Raw genomic sequence first — 14016 nt, 5'->3', positions numbered from 1 at the left:
CTGGGACGGGTCTTAGCGCATCTGGAACGCTTCCTGGTGAAACAAGCGGCGCACCGGCATTCCCCGCCGGTGCAGCCCATCTTTCAGCGCATCGGCGAAGCCGGTGGGCCCGCAAAACCACACACTCGGCCAAGGCGCCCCGGCGATATGGCCCGTCAGTAGATCGGCGGCCGTCAACGGCCTTTGCCCCTCGCTGTACCACACACGCAGCGCCACCCGGGGGACCTGTGCGCAAAGTGTCTCCAGCTTCCGTGCGAACGGCGCGTCGGCCTCATTGCGCGCACAGTAGTACAGCGCCGCCTGCGGAGCACGTTCCGGCTCGGCCTGCAACGACTCCAGCCAAGATATGAATGGCGTCACACCGATGCCCGCGGCCACCCATATTTGCGGACGGCCGTCATCTTGCTGCAAGTCGAAGCAGCCATACGGCCCCTCCACCATCACCGCCTGTCCCGGCTTCAGACGGGTCTGGAGCCGCTGAGTGTAGTCTCCCAGCGCCTTGATGGAGAACTGCACACGCCCCGTGCCGTCATCTGCACCCGATACCGTGAAGGGATGCGCGCCTTCGCGGCGATCGGCCGTCAGGAAGGCGAACTGGCCGGCGCGGTGGTGCCAATCCCCCTCGACCCTGCAGGTCAGCGACAGAATGTCGTCGGACAGCGGGTCGACCGATAGCACCAACCCCTTATGCCGCCTGGCTCTCCCGATCAAGCCGGTCAACGCCATGACGGCACAGACACTGCCCACGGCAGTCGCTGCCGCCACCAGCCATCCCGCAGGTTGCCACCACCAGGCAGCGGGCGTCAGCACTACCCCATGAAACGCGACCACCAGGAACACGACAGCCGCGATGCGGTGCACCTGCCGCCACAGATGATAGGGAAACCGCCGCCAAAGCGTCAGCACGACCAATGCCACCAAAATCCAGACCGCCCATTCCCCGATGTCCTTGGCGGACCCGCGGAACATGTCCAACCAAGCCGTCGCGCGTGGCGTCTTGGGCACGGGGTCGAACAGCGCAAGCAGCAGCGGTTTGCCTATCTTGACCAGGTAGTGTGCGGCGGCAAGGGCCGTCGCCAGGATGCCGCTCCACTTATGCAAGCGGTACATTTTGTCCAGGCCACCTAGCCTGGATTCGATCCACTGCGGCCGCACGGCCAGTAGCATGATCAGGGCCATCAGGGCGTAGGCGCCCAGGCCCGTCAACAGGATGAGCTGGTCGCGCAGGGTCCAGATATTGAATTCAGCCGGTGGATTCGTCCAGACCGTGCCGGCCCAGGCCAGCAGGGACAACAGCAGGACGGCGGCAAGTATGCGTCGCATCGATTCACCACTCCAGGGAAACCCTCAAACAGCTTCCATGGTAGTAGCTCGCGGATCACCTAGCCCCTGCGCGACCCGCCCACGTTGATCCCGGTCAATACGGCCAGCAATCCATGCTGGCGGGAGGCGGCCGGGACGCCCGGCCTCAGTGCCGGCGGCAGAAATCGATGAACGCCTCGGCATCCAGCGGCACGGACAGCCCGTAGCCCTGCGCGACGTCGCAGCCCAGCTCCCGCAACAACTGCACGTCGCGGTCTTGCTCAACGCCTTCTGCCACCACGCGCCGCCCCAGCACGCGGCCCATTTCGATGGCCGCGGCCACTACCGCCCGCGAGGCCGCTTCGCGATGCATGTGCACGATGAAGTCGCGGTCGATCTTCAATTCGGTGAACGGCATGGCGGAAAACAGCCGCATCGACGCGATGCCTGCGCCGAAATCATCCATCGCCAGTTCAAAGCCCCGCACCCGCAACAGGTTCAGCACCGACGACAGCGCCAACCAGTCATTGACGGGTTCGTCCTCGGTCAGTTCGATCTTCACCAGCCGGGCCGGCAGCCCCGCCTGCGCCACGCGCTTTTCCAGCAGCGTGGGCAAGTCGCGGGAGCACAGCGTGGACGACGAGGCATTGATGGCGATCGGCACGGCGATGTCCTCGGCATGCATGCGCTGCAATACCTCGATAACCCGGTCTACAACCCGCAGGAACAGCATCCGGTCCATACCCAGGCGATGCGCGGCCGGCACGAAGTCGGCCGCGGAAATCGGGCCCAGTTCGGGGTGATCCCAACGCGAGAGCGCTTCAGCCGCCAGTACCTGGCCCGTCACCAGGCTCATCTGCGGTTGCAGCACCACGCTCATACCCTGGCCGGTGATCAGGGCGCGCCCGAGTTCCGCCTCGATCACGTCGCGCCGCACGGAGGGCTGGCGTGGCGATATTACGTCATCGGCGGACAGCAGCGCCGTCTTGATCGCCTGCTGCATGGACGTGCGCGATACGGGCTTGGACAGGGCCTGCGCCGACGGACAGCCCGCTTGCAGCGCCAGCCGCACATGGGACTGCAGCAGCTCGTCGCTCAGGCTGCTGATCCAGATGATGGGCGGCATAGCTTTGAGCCGCCCGACGTCGACAAGCCGGCGCAGTTCGTTGGGCAGATGCGTGCCGTCGCCATCGCCCATGACGATGTCGCTGATGACCAGGTCGTAGAACTGTCGGCCCAGCGCGCCGACGGCTTCGGTGCTGCTTCCCACGCCGGCGACCCGGCGATATCCCAACGCTAACAGCATGTTCTGCAGGTAAGCGCGCTCGACCGGGTGGTCTTCAACCAGAAGAATCCGTCGAGCCGCTCCGGCGTCGGTTTTAGGCATTACGTTCCGTCCTAGCTTATAGGGCGGGCCTTTGCAGGCGACCGCTTGAAATCCGTGGACTCCATCCTACGGCATCTGCAACCGATCTGTCGTTATCGAGAACGGTTTAGTGCCATTTCCATGCCGATAGGCTTAGGTTTTGGAGCATCTTCCGCCGATAGGCCCGACTCCGTTCGGACGTCCGCAACGCCCGGACTCGGCCAGACGGCCCCCACCGCCCGGCGCACCGCGGCGGCGCCGGTGCGATAATGCCAGTCTTTACGTATCTACGGCACGGAGCATCCCTTGACCCGCATTGACGACCCCCAGCACGACCGCGAGGTCGGCACGGCCGACTCGACCCAGGACAACACGCGCACCGACGACACGCGCATCAGTGCAGTGCGTCCGCTGATTTCGCCCGCGCTGCTCCAGGACGAACTGCCCGTTTCCCCCGCCATCCAGACGCTGGTCGAAGACAGCCGCACGCAGATCGCCGACGTGCTGCATGGCCGCGATGACCGCCTTCTGATCGTGGTCGGCCCCTGCTCCATCCACGACCACGGGCAGGCGATGGAATACGCCCGCCAGTTGCGCGCCGCCGTGGACCAGCACAAGAAAGACCTGCTGATCGTCATGCGCGTCTATTTTGAAAAGCCCCGCACCACCGTCGGCTGGAAGGGCTATATCAACGACCCGCGCCTGGACGGCAGCTTCCGCATCAATGAAGGCCTGCGCCGGGCCCGCGAACTGCTGCTGGACATCAGCGGCCTGGGCCTGCCGATCGCCACCGAATTCCTGGACCTGCTCAGCCCACAATACATCGCTGATCTGATCGCCTGGGGCGCCATCGGCGCGCGCACCACTGAAAGCCCCAGCCATCGCCAGCTGAGCTCGGGCCTGAGCTGCCCGCTGGGCTTCAAGAACGGCACCGACGGCGGCGTGCAGATCGCTGCGGACGCCATGGTGGCCGCCAGCGCCAAGCACGCCTTCATGGGCATGACCAAAATGGGCATGGCCGCCATCTTTGAAACCCGCGGCAACCAGGACACCCATGTGATTCTGCGCGGCGGCAAGCAAGGGCCCAATTACGACGCCGCCAGCGTGGACGCCTGTTGCGCCGCCCTGCGCGCCGCCGGCCAGCGCGAACAGGTCATGATCGACTGCTCGCACGCCAACTCGAACAAGTCGCATCTGCGCCAGATCGACGTGGCCAACGACATCGCCGCGCAGCTTGCCCAAGGCGATGCCCGCATCACCGGCGTCATGATCGAAAGCCACCTTGAAGAAGGCCGCCAGGACTTGAAGCCTGGCCAGCCGCTGCGCCGCGGCGTGTCGATCACCGATGCCTGCCTGGGCTGGTCCCAGACCGAACCGGTGCTGGACACCCTGGCGCTCGCCGTGCGCAAACGCCGCGAAAAGGCCTCGGCCTGATCCTGCGTCAGCGGCGCAAGCCGTAAGGCGCCGGATCCATATCCGGCGCCTGTCCCGTGATCAGGCTGGCCAGCAGCTTGCCGGTCACAGGGCCCAGCGTAAAGCCGTGATGCGCATGGCCAAACGCCATCCACAGCCCGGGGTGCTGGGGCGCGGGCCCGATCACCGGACGCATGTCCGGCATGCAGGGGCGGCAACCCATCCACGGTTCGCGCTCGACCGCGGCGCCCAAGGGCAGCAACTGCCCGGCCAACACCCGCGTCCGCTCAACCTGGATGGGAGACGGCGGCGCGTCGCGCGCCGCGAACTCCGCCCCCGTCGTCAGCCGCACGCCCAACGTCATCGGCGTTACGACGAATCCGCAGTCGATGTCCGCCACCGGGTGCGATAAGGTCGCGCCGTCCTCCAGCGCGAAGTGCTGGTGATAGCCCCGCTTGACCGCCATTGGAATGCGATAGCCCAATGGACGCAGGACATCGGGCGACCACGGCCCCAGCGCCACGACCACGTCGCGCGCTTCGATCACTCCATCCTCGCCCTGCACCTGCCAGCCTTTGCCCGCGGCTGGCTTCAGGCTGCGTGCGTCGCCCCTGGCAAGCTGCCCCCCACGCTGCTGGAACAAGGCGGCGTAGCCCCGCGTCACGGCGCCGGGATCCGACACGTTGACGGGGTCCAGCCAATGGACCGCGCCCACCATCCGCGCAGACAGCGAGGGCTCCAGCGCCGCCAGCGCCTGCCGATCCAATACGCGGTAATTCAAACCATAGGGAGCCAGGGCGTCGGCCTCGGCGATGGCGCGCGCCAAGCCGGCTTCGGTGCGCACACCGTCGATCCAGCCGTTGCGGCGGAACAGGTGCGAGATCTGCGCGTCGTCCTTCAAGGCATCATGCTCGGCCACGCTGCGCTCGATCAGCGGCAACATCGCGTCGGCCGCGCGGGCCAGCCGCGCCGGCGATGAATGCCACCAGTAGCGCAACAGCCAAGGCGCCACGCGCGGCAAGAAGCGCGGGTGATAGCTGACGTCCGGCGTGTTGTTCCGCGCATAGCGCCACAGGCTGCGCCAATCGCGCGGAAACGCATAGGGTATGACGCTGGCGCGTTCGATCAGGCCGGCATTGCCATAACTGGTTTCCTCGCCCGGACCGCGCCGGTCCAAAAGCACCACGGATCGCCCGCCCGCCACCAGATGCAGCGCGGTGCTGACCCCCACGATGCCCGCCCCAAGAACCACGACGTCTGTTTTCATGCGCCGGATTCTGCGCCAGGCGCCCGGGTTCGGCAAGCCTGCGGCAAGCGTAGAATCCAACGCTGCACACGCCCGCTCCCGGATTTCGACATGCCCCTTCCCTTGCTGCAACCCGTCACGCTTGAAGGCGACGTCGTCCGCCTGGAACCGCTGGCGATTGAACACGCCGACGCGCTGGCCGACGTCGGCCTGCATCCCGAGCTGTGGCGCTTGCAGCCCGAACCCATCGCCACCGCCGACGACATGCGGCGCTACGTCGAGCGCGCGCTGGCCGGGCAACGCGACGGCGCCTGTCTGCCTTTTGTCATCGTGCAGCAAAGCTCCGGGCAGATCATCGGCACCACGCGCTATATGGACCTCGCGCTTGCGCACAAACGGCTGGAAATCGGGGCAACGTGGCTCACGCCGGCCGTCCAGCGCTCTGGCGCCAATACCGAAGCCAAATTCCTATTGTTGCAGCACGCCTTTGAAACAATTGGTATCATACGCGTCGTCTTCAAGACGGAGCTAAGCAACGCGCAGTCGCGTCAAGCCATTCTCCGGATCGGCGGCGTCGAAGAGGGTGTGTTCCGCAAGCACCTGATCGCGCAGTCGGGACGCGCCCGCGACATGGTCTATTACGCCATCCTCGACGAGGACTGGCCATCGGTGAAGGCCCGCCTGAAGGCGCGCTTGCACCGGCCGCAATAGCGCCGCGCGCATTACGCTCTTTTCGCAGCCGGTTTCCGCGTTCATTAGAACCGGGCCGTTATCGCAGGACCGGTGAGTCGCGGGCGCCCAATGCCCGCGCCGCCATTTTCAAGTCAGGTATGGACTCTTCTCCCCTCCTCCCGGCCGCAGGCTCCCAGGCGCGCCACACCATATTCCTCTATACGGAAGAACAGCGGGGCAACCAGTTGGTCGAGTCGCCGGTCATCGGCATGCTGTCCGATGTGTCGGGCTCCGACAAGCTGGTAGTCGTGCAGGATCCGCACAGCGGCCTGAAGTTCATCTATCGCGTCGACCACGAAAGCAGCAACCTGGATGCCGCCGCCATCACCGAGCAAGACCCTGCCTCGTTCAACGGCAAGACCTCGGTGCAGATCAATGCGATGTCGTACCGCCTGGGCACCGTCGAAAATGCCATGAAGCTGCTGCGCGGCAAAACTCAGTGGATCCAGGACAAAGGGGCCGTGCTGTCGGTATTGCTGCAAAATGCCGCCGCCCGCAAGACGCGCTTCTCTGCCGTGCGCATCGAGCGCGACCGCATGCGCAAGGTGCCACAGGGCGTTCCTGTGGAATACCTGCCTACATAAATAGGATGGCGCCAGACGGGCGTGTCTTATCCACAATTTCTGTGGATAAGACACGCCCGTCTGCATGATGACCGGCCGTTCAAGCGACCGCGCACGGGGCTGCGCATTTTTTGATCAATCCAAAGTTCTTTGCGAGCGGATGACATCCCGCACACGTGCCGCACCGCCACAAACGAGGAAGTGATATTCTCCGCAAGCGCCGACGATACAAAACGTATCTCGCCCCTTGGCCGGCGCACCCGCCCGCAGCGGACTCCCCCAAACAAGAAGCCGTAGCATGACAACAGCAAAAAGCGTGCTTGCCGTTGGAGCGCCTCGCGTGCAAGCGCGGGGGCCTTCCACGCCGTGACGATCATCATCGTCGACGACCATGGAGACTGGCGCGACACCATCGCCGAATACATCCAGGACCTGGGCCTGGACAAAGCCATCCTCACCGCAGGCTCGCTGGCCGAGCTGGATCAGCTATTGCTGACCGTCACGCCCGGCATCCTGGTGCTGGACGCCATGCTTCCCGACGGCGACGCACTGACCCGGGTGTCGCATCTGCGCACGACCTATCCGTCAATGGGCATCATCATGCTGACCGGCCGGCTGCTCAGCGAAGACAAGGTGTCGGGCTTGAGCCTGGGCGCCGACCACTATCTGACCAAGCCCGTCAACCTGGCCGAGTTGGGCGCTACCCTGGTGTCGCTGTCGCGCCGACTGCGCGTCGTGCGGCCCGCCGATGCCAACGACGCGCAGTCCGATGCCTGGCGTTTCGATCCTTCGCGCCGGACGCTGATGTCCCCCAACCAGGTCTGCGTCGACATTACCGATACCGAAAGCCGGCTGATCGGCGCGCTGATCCAGGCCGCGCCACTGCCCCTGTCGCGCGGCCGGCTGGTCGAAGCCCTGGGCGCCAGCGCCGACGCTTACGACACCCACCGCCTGGATGCGCACATGCACCGCCTGCGCCGCAAGCTGCGCGCGCAAGCCGGCGGCGACATGGGCATCCGCACCGTGTATGGCGTAGGCTATGTCTGCACCACGCCGGTACAGATCGTCGGCAACCTCAAGCCCTGATACGCCTCTTATGACGCTACCTATCCGCCCTCGCCGCTCCGTTCTCTACATGCCCGGCGCCAATGCGCGCGCGCTGGATAAAGCGCGCAGCCTGGACGCCGATGCGCTGATCCTGGATCTGGAGGACGCCGTCGCGCCCGACGCCAAGGCCGCGGCCCGCGAACAAGTCGCGCACGCCTTGCGCGAAGGCGGCTACGGCCGTCGCGAATGCATCGTACGCATCAATGCGCTGGACACACCATGGGGCCAGGACGACGTCGCCGCCATCGCGCAAGCCGGCGCGCATGCGGTGTTGCTGCCCAAGGTGCAATCCGCCGGCCAACTTGGCGCACTGGCGCAAGCCTTGGACGCCGCCGGCGCGCCACCTGATCTGCCCTTGTGGGCCATGGCGGAAACCCCGCTGGGCTTCTTGCGCCTGGATGCGATCGCGGGCGGGCATCCGCGGCTGGCAGCCATCGTGGTCGGCACCTCCGATCTGGTCAAGGACCTGCACGCGCGCCACACGCCGGCGCGCGAAGAAACGCTGCTGGCGCGCTCAATGGCCGTGATGGCTGCCCGTGCGCACGGCCTGGCGGTGCTGGACGGCGTGCATCTCGATTTACAGGACGACGCGGGCCTTGCCGCCGCCTGCCGCCAAGGACGCGATCAGGGCTTTGACGGCAAGACGCTGATTCACCCCAAACAGATTGCCGCCGCGAATGACGCGTTCGCGCCCACCGAAGCGGAGCTGGCCACCGCCCGCAAGCGCCTGGATGCCTGGCGCGCCGCACAAGCCGCAGGCCAGGGCGTTGCCGTGGTCGATGGCGCGCTGGTGGAAAACCTGCACGCGCAGGAAGCCGAACGCCTGTTGGCGCTGGCCGCCGCCATCACGGTACAATAGCGCCCACGACTGGACGGCGGCTTTGATTGGCCGCCCTTCTATTTCGCCTTTCGCGCCCGACTGCACCCATCAGTTCGCCAGCCTCGCGCGCGATCCCGCCCCGGTTCCCTTTTTTGCGCCGCGCCTTGTGGCGGGAGCCTTGCCGCGCGCCTGACGCGCCACCCCCAGCCACACGATTCATGATCCGCTTCCAACAAGTTTCACTCATGCGCGGCGTCAAGCCCTTGCTAGACAAGGTCGACCTGCTGCTGAACCCCGGCGACAAGATCGGCTTGATCGGCGCCAACGGCGCCGGCAAGTCGAGCCTGTTCGGCCTGCTGCGCGGCACGCTGCACGCCGACCAGGGCGACCTGGACTACCCCTCCAGCTGGCGCATGGCCTATGTGGCGCAGGAAACCCCCGCGCTGGATCGCCCCGCCATCGAGTATGCGATCGACGGCGACGTCACGCTGCGCAAACTGGAAGCGGAACTGGCGGCCCTGGAAGCCGAACCGGAAAGCGCCGAGAACGGCCTGCGCATGGGCGACATCTACGCCGCGCTGGCCGACGCGGACGCCTACACGGTGCACTCGCGCGCCGAACAGCTCCTGACCGGCCTGGGCTTCACGCAAGCGCAGATGCATCTGCCGTTGACGAGCTTCTCGGGCGGCTGGCGCATGCGCCTGAACCTGGCGCAAGCGCTGATGTGTCCGTCCGACCTGCTGCTGCTGGACGAGCCCACCAACCACTTGGACCTGGACGCGATCATCTGGCTGGAAGACTGGCTCAAGCGCTATCCGGGCACGCTCATCGTCATCTCGCACGACCGCGATTTCCTGGATGGCGTGGTGAACGTCATCGTCCATATCGACGAACGCAAGCTCAAGCGCTACTCGGGCAACTATTCGTCGTTCGAACGCCAACGTGCCGCCCAGCTGGAATTGGCTCAGGGCATGATGGAAAAACAGATGCGCCAACGCTCGCACCTGCAGTCCTTCATCGACCGCTTCAAGGCCCAGGCCAGCAAGGCGCGCCAGGCACAGAGCCGCATCAAGGCGCTGGCCCGCATGGAAGAAGTGGCGCCGCTGCGCGCGGCCGCGGAATTCTCGTTCGAATTCCGTGAACCGCTGCGCGCGCCGAACCCGCTCTTGACGATGGACAAGGTCAGCGCGGGCTATCGTGTCGAAGATGAAGACACACAAGCCGTGTCCGACAAGATCATCGTGTCGGGCATCAATTTCTCGTTGCAGGCAGGCCAGCGCATCGGGCTGCTGGGCATCAACGGCGCGGGCAAGTCCACCTTCATCAAGACCATCGCCGGCGACCTCGAAGCACTGGCGGGCGACACGCAGTTCAACAAGGGCCTGTCCATCGGCTACTTTGCCCAGCACCAGGTCGAAATGCTGCGCCACGACGAATCCCCGCTGTGGCACATGATGAAGATCGCGCCCACCGTGCGCGAACAGGAACTGCGCAACTTCCTGGGCAGCTTCAACTTCAACGGCAACATGGCCACCAGTTCCATCGCCCCGTTCTCCGGAGGCGAAAAGGCCCGGCTGGCACTGGCGCTGATCGTCTGGCAACGCCCCAACCTGCTGCTGCTGGATGAGCCCACCAACCACCTGGACCTGGAAACGCGCGAAGCGCTGACTACCGCGCTGGCGCAATTCGAAGGCACGCTGATGCTGGTCTCGCACGATCGCCACCTGCTGCGCGCGACCACCGATGAGTTCATCATCGTGGCCGATGGCGCCGTCAGCCCCTTCGACGGCGACCTGGACGACTACAAAGACTGGCTGTACAAGACCAAATTGGCCGCCAAAGCCGCCTGATCGAGTTACAATCCCGCGAATTGCCCGCACCGGTCTTCAATCGGACTGGTGCGGGCAACCTTCAACCACGTCCCGCTGTTCGCGGGACGCGTTTTTTCAGCGCTCGTAGATGACGATCAAAGACCAAGTATTCCTCGCCAGCCAGTATCTTGCGCCCCACCACCTGGTGTCGCGCTTTTTCGGATACGCCTCAGACTGCCGGGAACCCGCGGTCAAGAATTGGATGATCTCGCGCTTTGTCCGCAAGTACGGCGTGGACATGCGCGAAGCCGTGCAAGAAGATCCGCTGGCCTACGAGTGCTTCAACGACTTTTTCACCCGCGCGCTGAAAGACGATGCGCGTCCGCTGGACGACGAGCCCGGCTCGGTGCTGTGCCCCGCCGACGGCGCGATCAGCCAGATGGGCGCGATCGAACAAGGCCGCATCTTCCAGGCGAAGGGCCATAGCTACGGGCTGGTCGATCTGCTGGGCGGCGACACCGAGCGCGCCGCGCCCTTCCAGGGTGGCCAATTCGCCACGGTGTATTTGTCGCCCAAGGACTACCACCGCGTGCACATGCCGGTTGCCGGCACGCTGCGCGAAATGGTGCACGTGCCTGGCCGCCTGTTCTCGGTCAACCCGCTGACAGCCCGCAACGTGCCGCGCCTGTTCGCCCGCAATGAACGCGTCGTCTGTCTGTTCGACACTGAGCACGGCCCGATGGCCCTCATCCTGGTTGGCGCGATGATCGTCGCGTCCATCGAAACCGTGTGGGCGGGTCTTGTCACCCCGTACAAGCGCCGCGTCAAATCCGTGCGCTACGACGACCTGGCGCGCGCGCCGATCCATCTGGCGAAAGGCGCCGAAATGGGCCGCTTCAAGCTCGGCTCGACGGCGATCGTGCTGTTCGGACCGAACAAGGTCCGCTGGGCTGACACGCCGTCGGTACTGGGCCCCGTGCGCATGGGCGAACTGCTGGCATTGCCCGCTCAGGGCTGAACGCCGATCCAAATGCGGCGAGCCTTCTTGGCCGCCGCACCAGCAATTTCGCTTTTAGCGAATAGGGTTTTCCTTATTTATTCGCTTTCAGCGATGAAGTGGCGTTGTTAGATTACGGGCTTTTACCGGCCCGCCATGACATCCACCGCCCTGCCCGCCACCGCGCCCAATGGCGCTGCCACCCGCCAGCCCCTGCCGCGCGCGCTGGCCCGCATGCTGTCCCTGGACGACTTCGAAGCGGCGGCGCAGCGGCGCCTGCCCCGGCCCATCTTCGGCTATGTCGCCGGTGCCGCTGAAGACAATCAATCCCTGCAAGACAACCGCCACGCATTCGCACAGTACGCGTTCATGCCGCGCGTGCTGGTCGACGTGTCCCGACGTACGCAGCAGACTGAACTGTTCGGACGCCAGTACGCATCGCCCTTCGGCATTGCCCCGATGGGCATCAGCGCCTTGTCGGCGTACCGCGGCGACGTCGTGCTGGCGCGCGCCGCGCGCGAGCAGAACATCCCCGCCATCCTCAGCGGCACTTCGCTCATTGCCCTGGAAGACGTCATCCGCGAAGCGCCCGGCACCTGGTTCCAGGCCTACCTGCCCGGCGACCCCGCGAAGATCGATGCACTGGTCGAGCGCGCCCGCCGCGCGGGCTACGAAACCCTGGTGCTGACCGTGGACATACCGGTCTCGGCCAATCGCGAAAACAACGTGCGCACGGGATTCTCCACCCCGCTCAAGCCCAGCCTGCGTCTGGCCTGGGATGGCCTGACGCGGCCGCGCTGGCTGGCCGGTACCTTCCTGCGCACGCTCATGGCGCATGGCATGCCGCACTTCGAAAACTCATTTGCGACGCGCGGCGCCCCCATCGTATCGGCGTCGGTGCTGCGCGACTTCACCGCCCGCGACCACCTCAGCTGGGAGCACGTGGCGCGCATCCGCAAGCAATGGCCCGGCACCCTGATCATCAAGGGCATCCTGCATCCGCGGGACGCGGCACTCGCCCGCCAACATGGTGCCGACGGCGTCATCGTGTCCAACCACGGCGGCCGCCAATTGGACGGTGCGATCTCGCCGCTGCGCGCACTGCCCGGCGTGGTCGCGGCCGCCGGCGGCATGACGGTCATGATGGACAGCGGCGTGCGCCGGGGTGGCGACGTGCTCAAGGCGCTGGCCCTGGGCGCGCGCTTCGTCTTCGTCGGGCGGCCGTTCAACTACGCGGCGGCCGTGGGCGGCCAAGCAGGCGTCAGCCATGCGATCGACCTGCTGCGCGCCGAGGTCGACCGCAACATGGCGATGCTGGGCATCAACAACGTCCGTGAGATGGACGCCAGCCTGCTATGGCGAGACGGCCCGGTCGGCCCTTGACGCAAACGGGCACGAAGCGCCGCGTGCACCCGGCATAGAATGGCGTTTCCCTTGCTACCCGTGCGCCGGCCCCGAAACCGGCGCGCCCTGTGCCCGCCGTGTCCCTACGCCAATCCTCGTTTTTCCTGCGCTTCCTGACTCTCGGCGCGCTAGCCCACGTCTATGTGGGCGCACGACTGATTCCAGACGCGCTGCTCAGCAACGCGGGCGCCGCCGCCGCCACCATCGCCCTGATCCTGTCATGCATCCTGATCCCGCTGGGGATGCTGGGACGTTCGTCCGTGCATCCCCCTTGGGGCGACCGCATCGCGTGGGTCGGCCTGATCGCAATGGGGCTGTTCTCGTCGTTGTTCGTGCTGACCGTGATCCGCGATGCCGTGCTGCTGCTGACCTGGCTCATCAGCCTGGCGGCGGGCGCCGACCTGCCCTGGATCCGGCTGCGCAGTATCAGCGCGTGGACCGTGGCGGGGCTGGCGGCAGCCGGCACGTTGCTCGGCTTCTACAACGCGCGCCGCCGGGCGCGCGTCGTTGACGTGGACGTACCGATTCCGGGCCTGCCGCAGGACCTGGACGGCTTCACCATCGTGCAGATCAGTGACATCCATGTCGGCCCGACCATCAAGAAGCATTACGTGCAGGCCATCGTCGACGCCGTGAACGGACTGCTGCCCGACGTGATCGCCGTCACGGGCGACGTGGTCGACGGCAGCGTCGAGCATCTGGCCGCGCAGGCCAGCCCGCTGGGCACGCTGCGTGCACCATTCGGCGTGTATCTGGTCACCGGTAACCACGAATATTATTCAGGCGCCGCGCCCTGGGTAGCGGAGTTCCGCCGCATGGGGCTGCGCGTGCTGATGAACGAACACGCCGTGATCCACCCCTCGGGCCTGCCCGTGGTGGTAGCAGGCGTGACAGACTACAGCGCCGGCGCGTTCGACCCGCAGCAATGCAGCAATCCGAAGGCCGCGCTGGCGGGTGCGCCCGCGGACGCCTGCGCCAGAATCCTGCTGGCCCACCAGCCTCGCAGCGCCGCCGCGGCCGAACCGCTGGGTTACCACCTGCAGCTATCCGGCCACACCCATGGCGGGCAGTTCTTTCCGTGGGGCTTTTTCGTGCGCTTCCAGCAGCCGTTTACGGCGGGCCTGCACCGCCTTGGCAAGATGTGGGTGTACACCAGCCGCGGCACCGGCTATTGGGGCCCGCCAAAGCGCTTGGGCGCTCCGTCGGAAATCACGCGCTTGCGTCTGCGCACGGCGCCTCTGCGCAGCTAGCGCCC

Annotated in this window: 12 protein-coding genes; 9 read left to right on the top strand and 3 right to left on the bottom strand. The window is 66.0% G+C overall.

The window, feature by feature from the left end; all coding sequences use genetic code 11:
* Nucleotides 1-12: 12 nt before the first annotated feature.
* Nucleotides 13-1323 carry a ferredoxin reductase family protein gene (locus CEY09_RS02275; RefSeq protein ID WP_088587366.1) on the bottom strand — a complete coding sequence of 437 codons (1311 nt, stop codon included), beginning with the start codon at nucleotides 1321-1323 and terminating at the stop codon, nucleotides 13-15.
* 145 nt (nucleotides 1324-1468) lie between these two features.
* Nucleotides 1469-2689 carry an EAL domain-containing response regulator gene (locus tag CEY09_RS02270; RefSeq protein ID WP_088587365.1) on the bottom strand — a complete coding sequence of 407 codons (1221 nt, stop codon included), beginning with the start codon at nucleotides 2687-2689 and terminating at the stop codon, nucleotides 1469-1471.
* Nucleotides 2690-2974: 285 nt separating this feature from the next.
* Here CEY09_RS02270 and CEY09_RS02265 point away from each other — a divergent pair, with 285 nt between their 5' ends.
* Nucleotides 2975-4102 carry a 3-deoxy-7-phosphoheptulonate synthase gene (locus tag CEY09_RS02265; RefSeq protein ID WP_006222136.1) on the top strand — a complete coding sequence of 376 codons (1128 nt, stop codon included), beginning with the start codon at nucleotides 2975-2977 and terminating at the stop codon, nucleotides 4100-4102.
* Nucleotides 4103-4109: 7 nt separating this feature from the next.
* On the opposite strand, the gene CEY09_RS02260 is transcribed toward CEY09_RS02265, so the two are convergent.
* Nucleotides 4110-5348: an NAD(P)/FAD-dependent oxidoreductase gene (locus tag CEY09_RS02260; RefSeq protein WP_088587364.1), complete on the bottom strand. Its 1239-nt coding sequence runs from the start codon at nucleotides 5346-5348 to the stop codon at nucleotides 4110-4112.
* Nucleotides 5349-5438: 90 nt separating this feature from the next.
* Between CEY09_RS02260 and CEY09_RS02255 the strand changes: the two genes are divergently transcribed.
* The 8 genes from CEY09_RS02255 (at nucleotide 5439) to CEY09_RS02220 (ending at nucleotide 14011) form a co-directional block, all read left to right on the top strand.
* The gene (locus CEY09_RS02255) at nucleotides 5439-6038 is read left to right on the top strand and encodes a GNAT family N-acetyltransferase (protein WP_088587363.1); all 600 of its coding nucleotides are present in this window, start codon (nucleotides 5439-5441) and stop codon (nucleotides 6036-6038) included.
* 119 nt (nucleotides 6039-6157) lie between these two features.
* Complete coding sequence (locus CEY09_RS02250) at nucleotides 6158-6643, top strand: hypothetical protein (protein ID WP_052017788.1); 486 nt, start codon at nucleotides 6158-6160, stop codon at nucleotides 6641-6643.
* 345 nt (nucleotides 6644-6988) lie between these two features.
* Entirely contained in the window at nucleotides 6989-7708 is a 720-nt protein-coding gene (locus CEY09_RS02245; protein ID WP_088587362.1) for a response regulator transcription factor, read from the top strand.
* Between the two features lie 10 nt (nucleotides 7709-7718).
* Nucleotides 7719-8588 (top strand): HpcH/HpaI aldolase/citrate lyase family protein, encoded by an 870-nt coding sequence (locus CEY09_RS02240; protein ID WP_088587361.1) that lies wholly within the window; start codon nucleotides 7719-7721, stop codon nucleotides 8586-8588.
* Nucleotides 8589-8767: 179 nt separating this feature from the next.
* The gene (locus CEY09_RS02235) at nucleotides 8768-10399 is read left to right on the top strand and encodes an ATP-binding cassette domain-containing protein (RefSeq protein ID WP_088587360.1); all 1632 of its coding nucleotides are present in this window, start codon (nucleotides 8768-8770) and stop codon (nucleotides 10397-10399) included.
* A gap of 109 nt (nucleotides 10400-10508) precedes the next feature.
* Nucleotides 10509-11378, top strand: a complete 870-nt coding sequence (asd, locus tag CEY09_RS02230; RefSeq protein ID WP_006222143.1) for an archaetidylserine decarboxylase — start codon at nucleotides 10509-10511, stop codon at nucleotides 11376-11378.
* 135 nt (nucleotides 11379-11513) lie between these two features.
* A complete protein-coding gene (locus CEY09_RS02225) occupies nucleotides 11514-12740 on the top strand; it encodes an alpha-hydroxy acid oxidase (RefSeq protein ID WP_088587359.1) in 1227 nt (408 codons plus the stop codon).
* Nucleotides 12741-12838: 98 nt separating this feature from the next.
* Nucleotides 12839-14011: a metallophosphoesterase gene (locus CEY09_RS02220; RefSeq protein ID WP_088587598.1), complete on the top strand. Its 1173-nt coding sequence runs from the start codon at nucleotides 12839-12841 to the stop codon at nucleotides 14009-14011.
* The last annotated feature ends 5 nt before the right edge of the window (nucleotides 14012-14016 follow it).

Origin of the sequence: Achromobacter marplatensis (assembly GCF_002209535.1) — a bacterium.
Classification (GTDB): domain Bacteria; phylum Pseudomonadota; class Gammaproteobacteria; order Burkholderiales; family Burkholderiaceae_B; genus Achromobacter; species Achromobacter marplatensis.
Note: the sequence above shows the minus strand (reverse complement) of the source record. Positions and strands in the feature narration are given on the sequence as shown.

Bases quoted from the DNA above. Each gene is read 5' to 3' on its own strand.
- CEY09_RS02235 (WP_088587360.1), top strand. From the start codon at position 8,768: ATGATCCGCTTCCAACAAGTTTCACTCATGCGCGGCGTCAAGCCCTTG.
- asd (WP_006222143.1), top strand. From the start codon at position 10,509: ATGACGATCAAAGACCAAGTATTCCTCGCCAGCCAGTATCTTGCGCCC.
- CEY09_RS02270 (WP_088587365.1), bottom strand. From the start codon at position 2,689: ATGCCTAAAACCGACGCCGGAGCGGCTCGACGGATTCTTCTGGTTGAA.
- CEY09_RS02250 (WP_052017788.1), top strand. From the start codon at position 6,158: ATGGACTCTTCTCCCCTCCTCCCGGCCGCAGGCTCCCAGGCGCGCCAC.
- CEY09_RS02275 (WP_088587366.1), bottom strand. From the start codon at position 1,323: ATGCGACGCATACTTGCCGCCGTCCTGCTGTTGTCCCTGCTGGCCTGG.
- CEY09_RS02240 (WP_088587361.1), top strand. From the start codon at position 7,719: ATGACGCTACCTATCCGCCCTCGCCGCTCCGTTCTCTACATGCCCGGC.
- CEY09_RS02225 (WP_088587359.1), top strand. From the start codon at position 11,514: ATGACATCCACCGCCCTGCCCGCCACCGCGCCCAATGGCGCTGCCACC.
- CEY09_RS02260 (WP_088587364.1), bottom strand. From the start codon at position 5,348: ATGAAAACAGACGTCGTGGTTCTTGGGGCGGGCATCGTGGGGGTCAGC.
- CEY09_RS02255 (WP_088587363.1), top strand. From the start codon at position 5,439: ATGCCCCTTCCCTTGCTGCAACCCGTCACGCTTGAAGGCGACGTCGTC.